Raw genomic sequence first — 19016 nt, 5'->3', positions numbered from 1 at the left:
CACAGCCCCGGCTGCAGCCTGCTCCGGAACCTGTCTGAAAAGCAATCCCTATGATCCGGATGATGTCTGGCACGGAGGACCGTATCAAATCAGTCAATGCGACTCTGTTTACCGGCCCGGGCATTATCAGTGGTGGCACGGTGGAACAAGCGGGGCAGGCGGCAATGCCGGAGATGAGAACTGTGAAGAGCGATATGGTACAGGATATGATAAACGAGACGCATGTTGCGGGCCAATGTGGCCGGCGCCAACACCCGTTACATTGTCAGCATCTCCATTATGCACAAACACAAACAGCACCTGGAGCTGGACAGGAGGAGCCGGAAGTTATGATATCCAACGTCAAAACTCAGCAGGGGCAACTGCCTGGAACTGGGCAAGTACTGTATCAGGAAGCTCTTATACATCAAGTTTTACCACAGGTTACGCAACCGGCAATTACGGCATACGGGTATCATCTCATATGAGTATCCCGAGCTGGTCATCGTGGGTAAATATCGGGAGAGATGTAACAGCCCCCTCAACCCCGGGCGGACTCAATCTTGTCTGTAACACCAATGGTTCAGTCTCGGCCTCCTGGAGCCCTGCGACCGACACAGGCTGCGGCGGGTTGCACAACTATCCGTACTGGGCCCGGCTTTCCACAGATCCCAATTTTGGATCATCATCTGTTATCTATTCAAACGATACCTGGCCGGACGGTTGGACATCGGGTATTACCAAATCAACGCCGGCCAGCGCTTTTGGCCCGGGCATCACGGTCTACGGCAGAGTCCGCTCCCGCGATAGTTTTGATACGCAATCCGCATGGGCAACAAATGATTCTTGTGTGATCCCAACTGCCATCCCGTCGCCAACTCCGGGCACGCCGGTGGTAAATGGAAGTCCTGCCTGTACAAGCGGTAATGGTACATGGACATGGTCTGCAGTATCTCCCGCAGCAGCATCCTATGATCTGCAACGACAGGGAAGCGGATGGGATTGGACGAGTAATCAGACAGCCACCTCTTTTACTTCAAATTTTAATTCGGGTTTTCCACCGGCAGCTATGGAGTACGAGTTGCAGGGAAAAATGGTTCCGGACAAAATGGAAATTGGTCAAACTGGGCAAATATCAGCAGAGACATCTCTGCGCCGTCAGTACCCATTACACCCAATGGCACATATGCTACCGGCGAGTGTAGTTTTTCCTGGACAGCTTCTTTAGATGCCGGATGCGGCGCATGCGCTGTCAATAAAGCATGCACCTACTGGCTGCAGGGAAATTGGACCGGAGGTGGGGTGGGAAGCGCCTGCCGCGGCGCACGCTCCTTACCTGGCGGGCCTGCGCAAGGTTGGACGCTCCCCTCCTCTTGCGCAGGCTGGCTGCCACACAAATCACCGGGCAAGCCGACAGCGCCCGACCGTAAACGGATCGGGCTACGAGGTGGAAGGCCCTGGCGGGCCTGCGCAAGGTTGGACGATTATTCGGCTGCCCAACCCTCGCAGGGGTACGTACACATCGCAGCGTTGACTTGGCACGGTGTCGCGTGCCTCTGAGGTCGTCATCTTGCTGCAGCCCTGCGAGGGGGACGGTCTGAAGACCGTGTTACAACGACAACTGCGCAAGGTTGGACGATTATTCGGCTGCCCAACCCTCGCAGGGGTACGTACACATCGCAGCGTTGACTTGGCACGGTGTCGCGTGCCTCTGAGGTCGTCATCTTGCCGCAACCCTGCGAGGGGATGTCATGCTCAGTCGGTGCGGCGAATGCGTTCGATCTCAACTTCGAGGCGGTCGAGCCAGGGCTGTGCGTTGCTCAGGTCCTGGCTGCGTCCCATGTCTTCGAGGTGGGCACAGAGGTAAGCCACCCGTTGTGCGCCGAAGCTGCCGCCGCTGCCTTTGAGGCTGTGCGCGGTGCGCTGCAACGCGTTGGCGTCCTGGCTTTGCAGCGCCTGGCGCATCTTGGCGGTATATTGCGGCAGGTCGCCCGTGAACTGATGCATGATCTCATCCAGGATGTCCGGCTGCCCGGGCATACTGCCGCCGATGGAGCGCAGCTCGGCCAGAACCAGGGGATCGAGAGGCGGCGCGGCAGCGTACTGGGTGACCATCTGGCGCAATTCCTCCGTCTTGAACGGTTTACTGACGTAGGCGTCCATGCCCGCCGCCAGGCAGCGCTCGCGATCGCCGGCCAGCGCGCCGGCGGTCAGCGCGATGATGGGCACATGCCCGCCGCGACGGGCCTCGAACTCGCGTATCTGTTCCGTCGCGGTAAACCCATCCACCTCTGGCATCTGCACATCCATCAGGATCAGGTCATAGGGTTTTTCCATGTAGGCCTGCACCGCCAACCCGCCATGGTCCACCACATCAACCTGGTACCCCAGACGGGTGAGGATGTGCGTGGCGAGCTTCTGGTTGACCGGGTTGTCTTCGGCCAAGAGGACATGCCCCCCTGCGATCAGTGCCGGCGCCGGTCCGGGTGTCTCCGTCATGCCAGCCTGACGAGGTGTGCGTGGCTCATGTGTGGCGCCAAGCACGGTGACCAGGGTATCGTAGAGCGCAAGCTGGCGTATCGGTTTGGTGAGACTGGCGGTAAAACCGATGGTGTCGGCCATACGCTCCAGGCCAAATTCACCGACCGACGTCAGCAGGACCAGCGGCGTCGCGGCCAGCACGGGGTCGCGCTTGACCTGTACACTCAACATGCCACCATCCATGTCGGGCATCTGCCAATCACACAGAACCACGCGGAAGGGATTGCCCGACCGCTGTGCGTCGCGCAGCGCGGCCAGCGCTTCGGCGCCCCCGGTCACTTCCACCGGTACACATTCCCAGCTCAACAACTGCTGATGCAGGATGAGGCGATTGGTGGCATTGTCATCCACGACGAGCACGCGCACGTTGCGGAGATCGGCCGGTGTCGCTGCCTCGCCAGTTGCCAACGCCGCTTGTTTGCCGAACACCGCCGTAAACCAGAAAATGCTGCCCCGGCCCAGTTGGCTCTGCGTGCCGATCTTGCCGCCCATCAACTCCACCAGTTGTTTGCTGATGGCCAGGCCCAGCCCAGTGCCACCGTACTTGCGCGTGGTGGAGCCATCGGCCTGCACGAAACTCTGGAAAATGGTTTTCTGTTGTTCTGGGACAATGCCGATGCCGGTATCGGAGACCACAAAGCGCACGATGATCTGCGTGTCGGTCTCCTGTTCACGTGTCACCTGGACAATGACCTCGCCATGCTCCGTAAACTTGATCGCATTACTGACCAGGTTGGTCAACACCTGGCGCAGGCGCATGGGGTCGCCATGCAGACGGGTCTGCACATCGCGATGGATGAGGGTTGCCAGTTCGAGTCCCTTGCTCTGCGCCGGTCGTGCCAGCAGTTCGGCCACATCTTCCACCACATGTTGCAGGTCGAAATCGTCATGTTCCAGTTCCATCTTGCCGGCCTCGATCTTGGAAAAGTCGAGAATGTCATTGATGATGAACAGCAGCGCTTCGGCGCTGTGGTGTGCGGTGTTGACATAGTCGAGCTGCGTCGGGTTCAGGTCGCTGGCGTGCAACAGATCAAGCATGCCGATAACGCCGTTCATCGGGGTGCGAATCTCGTGGCTCATGTTGGCCACGAACTGACTCTTCAAGCGCGCCGATTCCAACGCGGCATCGCGTGCGCGCAGCAGCTCGCGCTCAGCTTGCTCACGTTCCAACAAGCGCGCGTAGGCCTCGGCGGTGTTGCGCACCGCGGTCACCTCCTCCGGCAGCCATTGCCGCGCGTGGCGCACCTCGTCCAGCCCGATGAAACCTGCCAGTTGGTTGTTGACGGAAAAAACGACGAGCAGGAGCGCCTGCACGCCCTGCGGGCGCAGAAGGCGCTGTACTTCTTCGGGCAGATGCTGCGTGGTTGAGGCAATGATCAGGCCCTGTTCATCGAGAATGTGCTGCCAGGAAGGAATGGTTTCTTCGACGGCAATACCCTGCAGATGCTGAATCTCCGGCGCGACCCCCTCTGCGCACCACTCATGCGTATTGTCCAACAGGCGGTCCGTGGTTCGATAGCGGAAGATATAGGCACGCGACACATCGAGCGTCTTTCCCAGGCGCAGCAAAACCTCATCCACGGCCTGCAGCCCGCTGGTCAAGAACTGCTTGGACATGTCGCCATGCACCACCGCCAACTCCAACAGGCGGCGCTGACGTGCTTCATCCTTTCTCTGCTGGGTGACATCGCGAAAAATACCCCGCGTCGCCAGAAATTTGCCGTCTTTGATGTTGGGCGTAACATTGCCTTGCACGATGACGCGGCCACCCTGGTGTGTGACAAAGGCGGCTTCCAGGTCCAGCGCCGATTGGCCTTGCAACACCTGCTGATATGCAACCTGGCATGCCGGCCATGATTCCGGTGCAATCACGTCGGCCAGCGTCAACTGCAACGCTTCGGCGTCGGTATAGCCCAGGGTGCGGCGCCAGGCGTGATTGACGAATTGATAATGACTGTCGCCATTCACAATTTGGATGAGATCGGTGGCGTTTTCGAACAGATCGCGAAAGCGCTCTTCGCTATCGCGCAGCGCGGCAAACGAACTGTGCATGGCATGGTTGGAACGCCAGTAGCTCAACATCGTCACCGCGCACAGCAGCAATACCAGCATACTGGCTTGCACAAGATCGGTCACGGTGAAAGGGCCAGGCGGTGCGTAGAACAACCAGGGAGTGGTGTCAATCTGCTGCTGCCATTCGATCACAGCCAGCAGATTGAAGATCCCAAAGCAGAAGGCGGCGATGGCGACAAACCAACGCGGCGGGAGGAATTGGCCGGCGGTCAGGATGGGAATCACGTAAAGAAAAATAGCAGGGCTGCGCGCCCCGCCCATGACGAAGATACCGCCGGTATAGAGGATGCAACTGATGAGAATCAGCATGCCGATGCGCAGAGGACGATAGGGCTGCTGACGGCCGACACGCCACAGGCGGTAGTAGACCAGAATGGCGGCAACCGCAATGATGCTACCCACCACGATCTGGTTGTAGGCGCGAAAGGCGAGGCCAATGCCCCCCATGATGACATAGATCAGCGCCAGATTGCCAGTCTGGATCCAGAAAAAGGCGTCCCAGGTGCGTTGATCGTTGCTCTCGTTTGGCATAGATGTGAAGCTCCCAATCGGCCAGAGCCTCATCGGAGGAAGGCGCCGGATGGATATTCGGGGGGTTGACAGGACAAGGGAAGGCGAGTGACTCTGACTGCCTGGCTGGTCATGCGCATAAATAGTTTATCATAGGCCAGGGCAGATAGTTTATCATAGGCCAGGGCAGATAGTTTATCATAGGCCAGGGCAGATAGTTTACCATAGGTCAGGGCAGAATGAAAAGCCCACCTCAGTACTGAGGTGGGCTTTTGTTTCATGCATTGACGCCATTGGCGCCGATGGCGGATAAGGCTATCGGCAGGCGGGTCGGTCCTAGAAGTCCATACCGCCGCCGCCCTGAGGCGGCCCAGCCGGGGCCTTTTCCTTTTCAGGAATGTCGGTGATGAGGGCTTCGGTCGTCAGAATCATGGCCGCGATCGAGGCCGCATTCTCCAGACCACCGCGAGTTACCTTGGCCGGGTCAATGATGCCTTCCTTGACCATGTCAACGTAGGTTTCGCTCATCACATTGTAGCCAATGCGTGGGTTGCCCGCAGCATCCTGCGCGCGGCGGACATTCTCGACCACCACGGCGCCGTCCTGACCGGCATTCACAGCGAGTTGGCGCATCGGCTCTTCGAGGGCGCGGCGCAGAAGTTTGACGCCGGTCTTTTCATCTTCGAAGTCAGTCGCCACGTCGTCCAGGGCGCTGACGGCGTTCAACAGGGCCACGCCGCCGCCGGGAACAATCCCTTCTTCGACGGCTGCACGGGTCGCGCTCAACGCATCCTCGACGCGATGTTTCTTTTCCTTGAGTTCGACTTCGGTACCCGCGCCGACGCGGATGATCGCCACACCGCCGGCCAAACGAGCCAGGCGCTCCTGCAGCTTCTCTTTGTCGTAGTCGCTGGTGCTCTTATCAATCTCGGCCCGAATCTGCTCGATACGGCCCTTGATCTCCCCAGACTCACCGGCGCCGCCCACCAACGTGGTGTTATCCTTGGTGGAGACCATCTTGTCGGCACGGCCGAGGTCGGTAATCTGGGTGGTTTCCAGTTTGCGGCCCAGTTCTTCGGTGATGACGCTGCCACCGGTCAACACGGCGATGTCCTGCAACATGGCCTTGCGGCGATCGCCAAAGCCCGGGGCCTTGATGGCCAGGACGTTGAACATGCCACGCAGCTTGTTCAAGACCAGGGTCGCCAGCGCTTCGCCGTCCACGTCTTCGGCAACGATGACGATTTCGCGACGGCCCGACACCATCACTTTTTCCAACAGCGGCACGATGTCGGCGGCTGCGGAGATCTTCTTGTCGGTGATCAGGATGTAAGGATTCTCCAGCACCGCTTCCATGCGCTCGGCGTTGGTGATGAAATAGGCGCTGATGTAGCCGCGGTCGAACTGCATGCCTTCGACATACTCGGTCTCGAAGAGCAAACCCTTGCTCTCTTCCACGGTGATGACGCCGTCCTTGCCCACCTTGTCCATGACAGCGGCAATCAGGTCGCCGATCTCGCGATCCTGCGCGGAAATGGCAGCCACGTTCGCGATCTCTTCCTTGGTGGTGATTTCAATCGCCTGGCTGCGGATGGCCTTGACAACCGCAGCGGTGCCCTTCTCGATACCGCGCTTGAGCAGCATGGGGTTGGCGCCCGCAGCCACGTTGCGCAGACCTTCGTGTACAATCGCCTGCGCCAACACGGTCGCGGTGGTGGTGCCGTCGCCGGCAATGTCGTTGGTCTTGGTGGCGGCTTCCTTCAGAAGCTGCGCGCCCATATTCTGATACGGATCGGCCAGTTCGATTTCCTTGGCCACGGTGACGCCGTCATGCGTGACGGTAGGGGCGCCCCATTTCTTATCCAGGGCTACGTTGCGGCCCTTAGGGCCAAGGGTGGTCTTCACGGCATTGGCCAGAGCGTCAATGCCCACCTTCAAATTGCGTCGTGCTTCTTCGCTAAAACTGATCTGCTTTGCCATATTGCTCTATCTCCCAGGTTCTTGTTTGATTTGCGCGCTGTCAACAGGTGACAATTATGATTCGAGTACTGCCAGGATGTCACTCTCGCGCAGGATGAGTAACTTCTTGCCGTCCAACTTCACTTCGGTGCCCGCGTACTTGGCGTACAAAACACGGTCGCCAACGGTGGTGTCCATCGGACTGCGGCTGCCGTCTTCGTTCAGCTTGCCCGGGCCGGCCGCAATGACCTTACCCTCTTGTGGCTTCTCTTTTGCGGTCTCCGGCAAGATGATTCCGCTTGCCGTGCGCTCTTCCTGCTCTGCCGGCTCAACAACGATCCGATCACCTAGTGGTCGAAGCTTCATATGCTTATGCCTCCTCAATGGTATCCCATGATTGATGTGTTAGAATTGATTCGTTTTTTCTACACACCGGTTAGCACTCAAAATATCAGAGTGCTAATCCGGGGCCATTTTATCCAAAAGGGTACGATTGGTCAAATTTGAGATGCGAGGTGTGAGAAGAAAATCGAAAATCAAAAATCGGCTTATTCTTCGGGAGTGATCTCGAAGCGAAAGCGCAGTTGAAAGCGGCGCAGGAGGCGCAGCACTGGCAGGCCGAGAAACAGGATGAGCAGGGCATTGCCGCCAGCCCGCCACAGGTCCCAGGCCAGTGAGGTGACCAGGTAAAAAGGCAGGTAGCGCTGCAGGATGCCCGCCAACCCCAGGCCAGGCTGCCAGTAGAGGGCGGCTTGATCGGGGCGAAAGACGAAAGGCCAGAACCAGAGGTTCATGATGGCGCCGAACAGGAGGCCGAGGAACAATCCCCAGGCGGCCAGCAGGAGCACTTCACGCCGCGGATGGCGGGGCCAACTCGGCGCCAATGCGCCCAGCATTCCCACCCAGCCGGTGGCGAACATCTGAAAGGGGAGCCACGGCCCCACGCCGCCGCCCAACAGCGCCGATACCAGGAGCGACAGGGAACCGAGCAGAAAGCCAAAGGTCGCGCCGTAGACATGCCCGGCCAGGATGGGCAGGAAAAAGATGGCGTTGAAGCCGCCAGGGCCGGGCAGCGCACGCAACACCGCGTTGAACGCGGTCAAAATGCCAAGCACCGCGACGGTGCGCGTGTTCATCTGCCCAGCCGACAGGTTCAACAGCACCGCGCCCAGGCAGATGACGATCAGCAGGATGAGGAAGAAAGGCGCATCGGCCGCGTGCGATAGCGCGCCGCCGTCGCCGGGCAGCGCTGTCTCCAGGCTGAAAAAGGGCGCCACGAACGCCACCGCGCCGATGGCGCTGGCAAGGAGCAGAACAGCCACGTTGAGCAAAGAAGGGAATAGAGGCGATGAAGGCGATGCAGGCAGGCCCGGGCGGTCGGGCGGCAACAGTCGGGGGTTACGCATGAGGCGCCCACTGCAGCGAGCCGCGCAGGACATCATCTACTGTGAGGAAAGCCGGATCACGCAGGAGCTTGTTGATCTGCGAGGCGAAGACCAACGATTCGCTCATCGCGATACGCGTGGGCGCATCGAGCACCACCTGTCCCTCGGCCAACAGAATGACACGATCGGCGCACCCCGCCACCAACTCGACATCGTGCGTCGCCATGATGATCGTTTTGCCGGCCTGGCGATAACTTCTGAGCAGCTTGACTAACTCCGCTTTCTGCTGATAGTCCAGGCCCCGCGTCGGTTCGTCCAGAAGCAGCACTTGTGGATCGGCCACCAGGATCGCGGCCAGGGCCGCGCGCTGGCGTTCACCGCCGCTCAGGTCACGCGGGTAATGATCGCTCAAATGCGCCAGGCCCAGGCCGGCGAGCAGCGCCTGGTCGGCCGGCCGATCGGCCGGCAGGGCATGTCCGTTGCGTGTGAAGGTCAATTCCTGCGCCAGAGTGTCCTGGAAAAGCAGCAGGCCGGGGTCCTGCGGCACATAGCCCACGGTCTTGACAATCTCATCCAGGGAGAGCTTGCTCGTGTCCACCAACAGGTCCGCGGCGTGTTGGCCGTTGCCCTGGCTGTGACCAGGCGCGGCACGGCCCGCATAGCCATGGGCGCCGGCGAGGCGGATGCGGCCCTGCTTGGCGCGCAGCAGTCCCACCAGCAGCTTCATCAGGGTGGTTTTGCCGGCCCCGTTGCGCCCCATCAATGCCACCAGTTCGCCGGGGCGAAAGGTCAGCGACACCCCACGCAACGCCTCGCGACCCGCGTAGTCATACCAGGCGTTCTCGACCTGCACGCTGGGCGCCACCTTGTCGCCTGGCTGGGGGGCTACGGCCTGGCCGCGCAGGGGTGTCAGGTCCAACTGACGGGCAAAGCGACGCGCGTCCTTGATCGTGAGCGGCAGCGGGCGCCAGCCCAGCGCCTTGCCCAGCGTGACCAGCGGCGGCGTCAGCGGCACCTGGCTCAGGACATCATCCGGCGTGCCATCCACGATCGGTGCGCCGGCGCCGGGGAAGTAGAGAATGCGGTCCGCGTATTGCACCACGCGTTCCAGGCGATGCTCAGACAGGATGACCGTCAGCCCCAGGTCTTCGTTCAACTGGCGCAGCGCGATCAGCACTTCTTCGGCCGCCTGTGGGTCGAGCTGAGAGGTTGGTTCGTCCAGCACGAGCACCTGCGGGTGCAGCGTCATCACGGCGGCCAGGGCCACGCGCTGTTTCTCGCCGCCCGACAGGGTGGAGACGCGGCGGCTGCGCAGGTGCGCGATGCCGAGTTGATCGAGCACCTCTTCGACCCGTTTGCGCATCACGGCCTGCGGCAGGGCGAAATTCTCCAGCGCAAAGACCAGTTCATCTTCCACGGTGTCCACAACGAACTGCGCCTCCGGGTCCTGGAACACAAAGCCAACCGCGTCGGCCATGCCGCGCGGCTCCAGGTTGACCGGATCGCGACCCGCCACGCGCACCTGCCCGCTGAAGCGTCCGCCGTAGAAATGGGGCACCAGGCCGTTCAGACAGCGCAGAAACGTTGACTTGCCCGCGCCCGATGGCCCCACCACCAGGACAAACTCCCCCTCCGCAATCTCCAGCGACAGGTTGCGCAACACCGGCGCCCTCTGCTGCGGATAGGCATACGACACCCGCTCGAACTTAATCACCGCCCATACCGCGCCTCTGTCATTTTTCTTCTTCCCCCTCACTTCCCACTTCTCATTTCCCCTGCTGGCTCCTCCACCGGATTGCCTTCAGCTTGCCAGGTTGTAATACCGCCCTTGAGGCTGTAGACTTCGCCGAAACCCTGTTGCATGAGATAGCCGGCCGCGGCCACGCTGCTGTAGCCATGGGCGCAGTAAACTACCGTGGGCGCGGTCTTGTCCAACTCACTGATGGCCCGCCCGCCGGCTGGGCAGCGGCCCAACCAGGTGGCCAATAAATTGCTCGCCAGAACTGCGCACGTCCACCAACACAAACGGCTTGCCGGCGGCCTGCTGCGCCACAAGCTCAGCCGGCGTCAACTCCGCTACCTGGATCGGTTCCGGTTCTGGCTCCGGCACACTGGCCGGCCAAGAAACCGGCTTCTCCTGCTTGCCCAAGCCAACCGCGCGCTTGATGGCATCGAAAACACCCATCGTCTCAACTCCTTGGAATATCTACACCAAATTTTCGTTTGATTAGACTACAGACCAACAAAACTCTCCAAAGGCCCCCCCCCCCCCCCCCCCCCCCCCCCCCCCCCCCCCGCCGCCCCGCGCCCCGGCCCCCCCCCCCCCCCGCGGCGGCCCCCCCCCCCCCCCCCCCCCCGGCCCGCGGCCCCCTGTCTGCGCCGCGCCCCCCCCCCCCGCGCCCCCTTTTGGCCAATTCGCCCCACCCGCCCAACACAACCCCCCCTCCCCCCCCCCCCCCCCCCCCCCCCCCCGCGGCCGCGCGGCCCGCCCCCGCGGGGGCCAGGGGGGGGGCCGGCGCCCCGGCCCCCCCCCCCCACGCGCAGAGCCCCCCCCCCCCCCCCCCCCGGCGGGGCGTCGGGGTGGCCTCGCTGCTGGGGGGGGGGGGCCGGGCCCGCCCCGGGGGGGGGGGCGGGGGGGGGGGCGGGGGGGCCCCCGGGGCGCGGGGGCGCGCCCGGCCCCTCCCCCACGAGCGCCCCCCGCCCCGCCCCCCCCCGCCCCCCGCCCCGCCCGCGTGGGCGGGAGGGGGAGGGGCGGGCAGCCACTCCCTGCCTCTGGGCCTTGTCCCCTCCCCCTCCCGCCCTCCCCCCCCCCCCCCCGCCGCCGCCCCGCCCGCCCGGGGGGGGCCCCCGGCTGGGCGGTGCGGGGTGTGGGGGGCGGGGGCGGGGGGGGGGGGGGGGGGCGGGATTTTGGGGTGGGTTTGGGCTTTCGCCCCGCCCCCCCCCCGCCCCCCCCCCCCCCCCCCCCCCCCCCCCCCCCCCCTCCCCCCCCCCCCGGCCCCCCACGCCGGGGCCGGGGGCCGGGGGCCGCCGGGCGCGGGCCCCCCCCCCCGCGCAGAGGAGGGTGGGGCCCGGGGTTAGGGGGGCGGGGGGCCCCGCCCCGGCGCCCCCCCCCCGACGCGGGGGGGGCGCCCCCCCCCCCCCCCCCCCCCCCCCCCCCCCGGGCGCGGGCGGGCCCCCCCCCCCCCCCCCGGCCCGGGCCGCCCCCGCCCCCCGCCCGCCCGGGGCGGGGCGGGCCCGCGGGGGACGGAAGGGGCCAAATGCCCCGGTCCTAGAACCGCTGTGTTGGGCGTCAACGGCCAGTTAATCGTCAACACCTGCTCAACTTCCTTGCCCAACCATTTCGGTAATTCCTCGCGTATTACCGCCACGTACTGTGGATTTTGTTCGATCAAGACAAAACGCCGGCCCAGCTTGATGGCCGCCTTGCCGACCGTGCCGGCGCCCGCGAACGGATCAAGCACGACATCATCCTTGAACGAGTAGTAGCTGATGACCTTTTCGGCCAATTCCAGCGGAAAAATGGCCGGATGGCGCTCATCGTACGCGGGCTTGATGCGCCAGATGTTGGTGTGCTCGTAATCATCGCCAATTTTCGAGGCTTCCACTAACGCCTGGTTCGGATGGGCGCGAATGTTCCAGTCAATCAGGCGGCTGGTTTGCTTGCGATAAACCAGCACATACTCGGTCACCGGCACCGGCTTGTACTGCAGTGGATTGCGATCGGCGGCAAAGCGGCGTCCGCGTCCGGTGGCCCATCCGGCGCCCTCTGGTTTTTCCCAAATGATGTCGTCAATGAACTCGTAGCCTTCTTCGGTAAACAGGCGGTGCATGTCGAACGGCACGGCGATACGACGCGAGGCTTCGCTGCGATTGGCGCGTCGGATCAGCACCGGCGACACGTTCATCACAAAAAAGCGCCCTTCGGCCAGTACCCGATGCGCTTGCTGCATGATCTTTCGAATTTTCAGTAGATATTCTTCATACGTCACATAGTCCGTGTATTCCGGTCGTGCGTTGTAATAGGGCGGCGACGTAAAAATCAGGTCAACGCTGCCGGCCGGCAAATCAGACAGTATTGCTTCCGAGTCACCCTGGATCACCGTATTCCGCAGCGCAGAGGCATAGTATCTCCGCCCCGGTGCCATTCAACCGCGGCCCAAAGCCCCTCGCGTGCCCGGCCTGATTTGTTTTCCAGAATCAACGATGTCCGTGCATCTATGACCACTTCCCCGATGCGCTCTTGGCCCGTTTGGTTGAGCAACGGCACACGCCAAACATGGTAGCGGTCATCTACTTCCGGCAGGCCAAAGGTCACAGCATTTTGCAGTTGCGCCTGTTCCAACCAAACCATGGCGACCTCTTTGGCCGCCTGTACATCAATGATGCTATATTTCCTCAACTGCGTTACCATACGCCCACGCGTCATCGCGACACCTCTCTCATCATCTTAGTGGCTGTGATTATAGCCCTATCATCGCGGCTTGCCCATTTGCATAACCGTCACGCGTCAGTTGTCTCGGCGTTCGCGCCGCGGCGCGGCGGAGGCAGCAGCAGCGCGGGCGCGATGAGCAGGGCCAGGGCCGCGCCCAGCACCGGTTGAAACGACGGCCAGGGGGAATAGGGCGGATAGGGGTAGTAGAGCAGGCCGATGCGGCTGGTCAACCACAGCGTGCCGGTGACGCTCAGGGTAACGAGACAGGCCAGGCTGAGCCAGGTGTCGCGCCGGCGCCACACCCAGCGGCGATAGCGTGTGCGCTGAATTTGCCGCCCTTGCCGCCAAAAAAGATACGCCAACAACAGCAGCCCCGCGCCCGACAACAGCGGCGCCCAGGCCCGCGCGGTTGGCCAATAGCTGGCCGCAAACTGACCCACGAGCAGCAGAGCCAGGGAGACGATCAGCGCCAGGCGCAGGCCGAGCACGGCGCGGCCGCTCAGCCGGGTTTGCGTGCTGCTGAAGCCGCGCGCCTCCATGGATTCGGCCAGTTGAATGGCCCGCTCCAGCCCGGTGGTCAACAGTGGCAGGAACAACGGCCCCATGTCGCGCAGACCACGCGGCCGAAAACCGCGCAGGCGCTGCACATCACGAATCTCCTGCAAGGCGGTTAGCATCTGCGGCACGAAGGTCACAGCAATGGCGGCTACCACGCCAACGGTGTAAAACGGCTTGGGGATCAGGCGCAGCAGCCGCGACTGATCCAGGCCCAGGTTGAAGGCGGCGAAGATCAGGAGCAGGGCCAGCAGGTTCAGCCCACTGCTCAGGCCGTAGAGCAGCGCCTCCAGCGTGATGTTCCCGCCCACGATCGGCCAGGCCGCCGGTAAGCGCAGCAGCACCAGGTTGCCGGCGTGAACCATCAGCGCGTTGAACGGCACGCTGAATGCCACCAGGAACAGCCCGGCACGCAAAAAAACACCCCACGCTTGCGCCGACGGTGTGCGGCGCTGCAGCGTGCCATAGACGGCTGCAGTGGCCAGCAGGAGCAGGAGCAGATACAACGGATTGCGCGTCAGCATAGCCGGCAACGCGGCGGCCGTCAACCACAACAGCCAGGCGATGGGATGAAAAGTCTCGTTCACAGATGCGCGCCGCGGGCTAAGCTCACGGTTCCTCCTCCGTCCCGCCCTGGCGCCCCAGGACAAAGATCACCGCGCCGCCCAGCGCCAGCAGGATCAAGCCAAACAGGGCGTATTGCCACAACAGCCCGCCGCTATGACGATCCGGGGGCGCAGCCGTCCCACCGGGGAGCGCAGCCGTCCCGGCCGCAGTCTGAGTGGGCGCAGCCGTCCCTCCTGGGAGCGCAGCCGTCCCGACCGCAGTCCGAGTGGGCGCGGCCGTCCCGACCGCAGTCTGAGTTGGCGCGGCCGTCCCACCGGCGAGCGCGGCCGTCCCGACCGCAGTCTGAGTGGGCGCGGGCGTTGCGGTCGCCACGGGTGCGCGCGTCATCGTTGGCGTCGGCGTGAGCGCGGGCGTTGGCGTCGCGGTCAGCGCAGGGGGTGGCGTGGCGGTGGCGCCCGTCACTTGCAGCGTGATGCTGCGCGTCAATACGCCCGCGCCGGTATCTACCCGCAAAACCAATGGCTGCGTCTGCTGTGGACATTCCTGGCGCTGCTCCTCGGGCGTGACGATGGCCTCGTTGTAGTAGATGGCGGTCCACGGCCCGCTGACTTTCCAACTGACGCTGCTGCACTGCCCCGCGGTCAACGTCAGCGGCGCTGCGCTGAAGCTGATCTGCACCACGGGCGTCGGGGTGGGCGTTGCGCCGGGCGCGGCGGTCGCCGTATTCGTCGGAGTCGCCGTGGGTGTCGGGGTTGGCGTGGCCGTGACCGTGGGCGAAGGAGTTGGCGTGGGCGTGGCTGTCGCCTCGGGTTGACAGATTTCGCCCAGGGTGATGACCGGCGGCGGCTGGCCGTTGCCGTCCGCACCCGCGCCCCAGCGCCAACCATCCACCTGGCCGTTGCTCAGCACAAAACTGCTGGCGCCCAGTTGTGAATAGTCCCAGGTGTTGTTGGGCCTGAGATGCCAGTAGGACCAGTAGACGCACGCCAGCCCCTGGCACTGGCAGAAACAGTCCTCGATGGGAAAACTGCAGCCGTCGTTGTTGATCTTGCAGACGCCGGCGCCCATGCCCGTGCTGGTGGCATCGTAAATGACCTGCAAACTGGAGACGCTCTTCAGCAACTGCAGGCCGCTGATGGTTTCCGCCTCGAAATTGACGCAGTAGGTCTGCACCTGGTCATTGTCAAACTGCACCACCAGACCGGCCTGGTGGGTGAGCGGCCGCGCGGCCGTCTGATTGACGCCAAATCCGCACGCCAACGCCAGGAGGAGGCCCAGGAGCAGCCCGCGCGCGCCCAGCGGACGGGCAAAGCCGAACAGATTGCGGTCAGGGGGGTGATGGTGCAGTTGGGTCATCGTTTGTCCCAGTGGCCGGCTTCTACCGCCGGATGCCCGGATAATACCACGTGGCGCGGCTCGCCAACGGTTGGGCACGCAAGGCCACGGCGGGTACGGCCTGCACGGTGGCATACAGGTCATTGGCGCCGCTGAAACCGGCAAAGCCGCCATCCTGGCTCTGCCGCGCCAACAGCGCATCAAGCGGGGTGTGCAGGGTCAGTGTAATCTGATTCGTGGCCGTGATGTGCTGACTCCAGGCCCAGCCGTCCGGGTCATGCCCGGCTGCGACCAGGGCCTGCACCACATAGGCGGTCGAATTGACATCGGTGGCATCACAGGCCGGATAGCCGCACGGTTTCTGATAGGGGAAGCCGCCGTCCGGGTTCTGTTGCTGGCGCAGGAAGGTCAAGCCATGCTGCACGGAGGCCGCGTCAGCCGGCTCACCCGCGGCGAGCAGGGCCTGCAGCGCGACGGCCGTCGTGTTGGTGTCCGCGCCCCAACCGCTGCCGAGTTCCCAGCCGCCGTTGGCAAGCTGCTGTTGACGCAGCCAGGCGCGGCTCAGCCAACGACCCGGCGCGTACTGCGCGGACATCGCCAACAGGCCAAAACCGTGATCGAACAGGCTGCTGCCGATCTGGCCGCTGCCTGGATCGAAGGCATCGAGCACGCGGGCGCCAACGTTGACGCCGCCAAAATCGTTCGGCGCACGGTCCGGCCGGCTGGCAAGCGCGGCCAGGGTGAGCTTGCCCGCGGCCGCGGTGGAGGAGAGGGTGTAGGTCATGGCCTGCGATGCCAGGTAAGCGAGCAGGCTGGGACCGCCTTGCGTCCAGGTGGCCGGATCTTGCCCGCCGCTGACCGCGGCGAACACGGCATCCGCGCTCTGACCGGGAGCGCCGAAGCTGCCGTCCGCCTGCTGCTGGCTGTGCAGCCAGGTCAGCGCGTGATCGAGCGCCACCTGACGCCCGCGCAGCGGCAGCGGCTTACCCACCAGGGCCGGCAAGGCAGACACCGTTGAAAATAGATCGTTGGGGCCGCTGAAGCCGACAAAGCCGCCGGCCGCGCTCTGCTGCGCCAACAGGGCCTGGAACGGTGTCGTATTGCTGATCGTCCAGCCCGCGGCCAACGGGTTGTCGCTCACGGCCAGCAGTCCCTGCAAGGCCAGGGCGGTGGAGCTGACGCTAGTGGGGAAGGGAGATTGGTAGGGGAATCCGCCATCCTGGTTCTGCTGCGTGTGCAAAAAGGCGACGGCCTGGGTCATGGCCGGGCTGTTGAGCGGTTCGCCGGCCGCGATGAGCGCCTGCATGACCAGGGCGGTGCTGTCCACGCCCGCAGTGTCGCCGGGCATGAAGCCCCAACCGCCGGCGGTCGTCTGCGCGGCGAGCAGGTGGCCGGCGGCGTCATGGGGAATCGGCGCCTGGCTGGCGCGCAAGGCCAGGATCGCGTACGCCTGATCCCAATTGCTGGCGCCGAAGCGACCGCCGGCGTCTGCAAACGTCGCCAGCCGGGTCAACAGGTTGATGCCGCCAAAATCCGTGGGGTTGGCGTCGGCCGCGGCAACGGCCAGGATCAATTTGCCCGTGGCTGCGGCGCTGCTGGCAAACGTTCCCGCCTGAGTCGCCAGGTAAGCGAGCGCGCTGGGGCCTTGTCCTACACGCCAGTCAGCCGCTTTTTCGTTGGCGGCGGCCAGGGCGATGACCGCGTCCGCGGTGGCGCCCACGCCAAAGCCGGGAAAACTGCCATCGGCCTGCTGCTGGGTGTGCAGCCAGGCGAGCGCCCGCTGCACGGCCAACTGCGTGAAGGCGCTGGCGTCCGGCGGCTGTCCCTGGCTCCAGCGCCAGCCATCTACATCGCCGTCGTGCAACTGGCGTTCACCTGCGCCCACGGCGGCAAAGTCCCAGGCGTGGCCGTTCCAATTGAAATAGGACCAGTAGAAGCAGGGATCGAACGGCGCTGGGCAGCCGCAGAAACAATCGGCGCTGGGGCAGCCCGTGCCGCCAATGCGGCAGACCAGGGCGCCGCTCAGCTCCAGCGCGAGGCCAGAGCGCTGCAAGGCTTCCAGTCCGCTGATGGTCGGCTCAGAAAACAGCACCGTGCGCGTCTCCACGCGGCCGTCGGCGTGCTGAACCACAAGGCCAATGGTATTGGGGATGGTTTTGGCCGCGCGCGTGGGGAGGGTGGACATGAGGAGGGCGCCGGCTAAGAGAATAACTGACAATGTGCGTCTTGAAAACATAATCCTACCAAACTAGTTTGTTTGCTGGGCTTCTGCAGCCTCGCAGGCTTCGGAAATCTCAGATGGGCGGGCGGGCGACGAATGGCAGAAACAGGCGCGGCGGCGGGAGCACATCGCCTGGATAGGGGCGCAGCAGGGCATCCAGCGCGTCCAGGGTCGCCATCAAGCGCTCGCCCGCGGCCGTCGCCATGAAATTGAAGCCGCCATCGGCCGCCTGCAACGCCAGTAAGGCTGACAGCGGCGTGTTGCTGCCATGAACAAATGGCGCGGCCAGGGGGTGATGTTCCACGGCGAGCAGGCCGGCCAGGGCCAGCGCCGTCGAATTGCTGTTGGTGGTACCGGCGGCGCCGAGGCTCCAGCCGCCATCGGGGTGCTGCGTCGAAGCCAAAAAACTGACCGCGGAAATCACCGTGGTGCTGCTGACGGGTACAGCGGCCAGGGGCAGCGTCTCCAGGATCAGGCCGGTGGTGTCAACCTCATCCAACGGGCCGCCGATGCGCCATTCCCAGCCGCCGGTGGCATGCTGCTGGGCGATGATGGCGGTCACGGCCGGCGCCGGCAGTGGTTGCGAGGCCAGGCGCAAGCCCTGCACGGCCAGGGTGTGGTAATAGAGGTGTCCGGGATGATACAAACCAGTAGCTGGCTGGTAGTAGCTGGAGAGGTGCGCGGCCAGGTCTATGCCGGCGAAGTGATGCACGTCGCGGCCCGCGGCCGCAACCGCGCGCAGGAACTTGGCCGTGCGGCCGGCGTCAGTCAGATACGCGGGTATCTGGCTGCGCAAGGCATCGAGCGCGCTGAAGCTGGCAGGCCGCCAGGCCGGGCCGTCCGGGTCTTCGCCCGCACGGGCGATCAGAAAAACGGCGTCTGCGGTTCGCACGCCAAAACTGCCATCGGGCTGCTGCTGCGTGTGCAGCCAATTGATGGCGCGCACGACCGCCGCGGTGCGCGCCGGCCAGGTGTTGTTCGCAGGCGTGGAACGGATCCCCGTTTCGGGATCCGGGTCGCGCAGGTGGACTGCGTACCCATCGAGGGGATTTGCACGCGCCTGGCCTGGCCCGGAAAGTGCCAGGATTGCCAGCAGTAGCCAGGAGAAGCCAGCGCGCAGGAGCCGGCGCCGCGGAGTGACGTTTACAGACTGTCCGTGGTCTAAAAGAAGGCGGCGCAATAAAATACCCTTGTCGGTTGACAAGGGTGACAGATCATGAAAAAAATTCATGCCCAGACCCTTTCGCTCGAAGGTTCCAGAGCGACCATGAGGTGGGTATTCTGGCTTACATGGACAGACCAATGTGACAGATCCATGATGACAGTTGCGGCACAGCACCGGCTTCGAACCGGTTTCCCCCACGTTGCGCACGACACAGCGGTGTGCCTGCGCTTGCATGGCCCTGCTAGATTGTTGAATGACGGCAGTATAGCACGGTGCAGGCAGGCTGTCAAAGGT

Annotated in this window: 12 protein-coding genes, 1 pseudogene and 1 riboswitch; of the genes and pseudogenes, 1 reads left to right on the top strand and 12 read right to left on the bottom strand. The window is 63.8% G+C overall.

Translation table 11 applies throughout. From position 1 onward, the window contains the following. Positions 1-610 precede the first annotated feature (610 nt). On the top strand, positions 611-1207 hold the full coding sequence (locus IPF85_RS06275) for a hypothetical protein (RefSeq protein ID WP_343407214.1): 597 nt from the start codon (positions 611-613) through the stop codon (positions 1205-1207). A 527-nt stretch (positions 1208-1734) separates the two neighbouring features. Here the strand turns inward: IPF85_RS06275 and IPF85_RS06270 are convergent. From IPF85_RS06270 to IPF85_RS06215, 12 genes and pseudogenes are all read right to left on the bottom strand, one after another. Beyond that, the gene (locus IPF85_RS06270; RefSeq protein ID WP_343407213.1) at positions 1735-5124 is read right to left on the bottom strand and encodes a response regulator; all 3390 of its coding nucleotides are present in this window, start codon (positions 5122-5124) and stop codon (positions 1735-1737) included. Between the two features lie 315 nt (positions 5125-5439). Beyond that, complete coding sequence (groL, locus tag IPF85_RS06265) at positions 5440-7083, bottom strand: chaperonin GroEL (protein WP_343407212.1); 1644 nt, start codon at positions 7081-7083, stop codon at positions 5440-5442. A gap of 54 nt (positions 7084-7137) precedes the next feature. Beyond that, entirely contained in the window at positions 7138-7428 is a 291-nt protein-coding gene (gene groES, locus IPF85_RS06260; protein WP_343407211.1) for a co-chaperone GroES, read from the bottom strand. A 182-nt stretch (positions 7429-7610) separates the two neighbouring features. Then, positions 7611-8468, bottom strand: a complete 858-nt coding sequence (locus IPF85_RS06255; protein ID WP_343407210.1) for an ECF transporter S component — start codon at positions 8466-8468, stop codon at positions 7611-7613. Beyond that, positions 8461-10161 (bottom strand): ATP-binding cassette domain-containing protein, encoded by a 1701-nt coding sequence (locus IPF85_RS06250; protein ID WP_343407209.1) that lies wholly within the window; start codon positions 10159-10161, stop codon positions 8461-8463. The genes IPF85_RS06255 and IPF85_RS06250 overlap by 8 nt, the downstream gene beginning before the upstream one ends. Before the next feature lie 38 nt (positions 10162-10199). After that, on the bottom strand, positions 10200-10382 hold the full coding sequence (locus IPF85_RS06245; RefSeq protein ID WP_343407208.1) for a rhodanese-like domain-containing protein: 183 nt from the start codon (positions 10380-10382) through the stop codon (positions 10200-10202). A 1-nt stretch (position 10383) separates the two neighbouring features. Further along, entirely contained in the window at positions 10384-10632 is a 249-nt protein-coding gene (locus IPF85_RS06240; protein WP_343407207.1) for a hypothetical protein, read from the bottom strand. 1105 nt (positions 10633-11737) lie between these two features. Then, positions 11738-12858, bottom strand: a pseudogene (locus tag IPF85_RS06235) (site-specific DNA-methyltransferase); the annotation flags it as partial. Positions 12859-12947: 89 nt separating this feature from the next. Further along, on the bottom strand, positions 12948-14021 hold the full coding sequence (locus IPF85_RS06230; protein ID WP_343407206.1) for an energy-coupling factor transporter transmembrane component T: 1074 nt from the start codon (positions 14019-14021) through the stop codon (positions 12948-12950). Between the two features lie 22 nt (positions 14022-14043). Continuing rightward, positions 14044-15357 carry a hypothetical protein gene (locus tag IPF85_RS06225; RefSeq protein ID WP_343407205.1) on the bottom strand — a complete coding sequence of 438 codons (1314 nt, stop codon included), beginning with the start codon at positions 15355-15357 and terminating at the stop codon, positions 14044-14046. A 22-nt stretch (positions 15358-15379) separates the two neighbouring features. Then, the gene (locus tag IPF85_RS06220; RefSeq protein WP_343407204.1) at positions 15380-17521 is read right to left on the bottom strand and encodes a prenyltransferase/squalene oxidase repeat-containing protein; all 2142 of its coding nucleotides are present in this window, start codon (positions 17519-17521) and stop codon (positions 15380-15382) included. Between the two features lie 109 nt (positions 17522-17630). Next, positions 17631-18788: a prenyltransferase/squalene oxidase repeat-containing protein gene (locus IPF85_RS06215; RefSeq protein ID WP_343407203.1), complete on the bottom strand. Its 1158-nt coding sequence runs from the start codon at positions 18786-18788 to the stop codon at positions 17631-17633. A 22-nt stretch (positions 18789-18810) separates the two neighbouring features. Continuing rightward, positions 18811-18948: riboswitch (cobalamin riboswitch) on the bottom strand. Positions 18949-19016 lie beyond the last annotated feature (68 nt).

This window comes from Candidatus Amarolinea dominans (assembly GCF_016704685.1).
Classification (GTDB): Bacteria; Chloroflexota; Anaerolineae; order SSC4; family Amarolineaceae; genus Amarolinea; species Amarolinea dominans.
The sequence above is the reverse complement of the archived record's forward strand: the minus strand, read 5'-3'. Positions and strand labels throughout refer to the sequence as shown.

Bases quoted from the DNA above. Each gene is read 5' to 3' on its own strand.
- IPF85_RS06225 (WP_343407205.1), bottom strand. From the start codon at position 15,357: ATGACCCAACTGCACCATCACCCCCCTGACCGCAATCTGTTCGGCTTT.
- IPF85_RS06270 (WP_343407213.1), bottom strand. From the start codon at position 5,124: ATGCCAAACGAGAGCAACGATCAACGCACCTGGGACGCCTTTTTCTGG.
- IPF85_RS06240 (WP_343407207.1), bottom strand. From the start codon at position 10,632: ATGGGTGTTTTCGATGCCATCAAGCGCGCGGTTGGCTTGGGCAAGCAG.
- IPF85_RS06255 (WP_343407210.1), bottom strand. From the start codon at position 8,468: ATGCGTAACCCCCGACTGTTGCCGCCCGACCGCCCGGGCCTGCCTGCA.
- groL (WP_343407212.1), bottom strand. From the start codon at position 7,083: ATGGCAAAGCAGATCAGTTTTAGCGAAGAAGCACGACGCAATTTGAAG.
- IPF85_RS06215 (WP_343407203.1), bottom strand. From the start codon at position 18,788: ATGAATTTTTTTCATGATCTGTCACCCTTGTCAACCGACAAGGGTATT.
- IPF85_RS06220 (WP_343407204.1), bottom strand. From the start codon at position 17,521: ATGTCCACCCTCCCCACGCGCGCGGCCAAAACCATCCCCAATACCATT.
- groES (WP_343407211.1), bottom strand. From the start codon at position 7,428: ATGAAGCTTCGACCACTAGGTGATCGGATCGTTGTTGAGCCGGCAGAG.